The sequence below is a fragment of the Vibrio sp. 10N.222.55.C6 genome (assembly GCF_041473395.1).
Taxonomy (GTDB): Bacteria; Pseudomonadota; Gammaproteobacteria; order Enterobacterales; family Vibrionaceae; genus Vibrio; species Vibrio crassostreae_C.
Window position 1 is genome coordinate 1 of the sequence record NZ_JBFRSD010000531.1, and the last position, 231, is coordinate 231.

General features: G+C 48.1%; 1 pseudogene. It reads right to left on the reverse strand.

From position 1 onward, the window contains the following. A pseudogene (locus AB4486_RS24935) lies at positions 1-231 on the reverse strand (GGDEF domain-containing protein); the annotation flags it as partial.

Consider the following 231-nt stretch of genomic DNA (forward strand, 5'->3'; position numbering starts at 1 on the left):
AGCATCTGCTTTTGATAATTGGTTATGGGTGAACGGTGGATGTAGTTATCCATCGCAATCCAGCCGACCGGTTTATCCCCTTCACGCAAGATAAGCATCCCATTCCAGCCCTGCCCCACCACCTTGCCTTCGGTGTAGAGTGGCGCTTGTTCAATAATGACTAAGTTGGTGTGGTTGTCAGACAACGCCTCAATGTATTCGGCCTCAAGCTGGTGTAAATCATATTGAGTA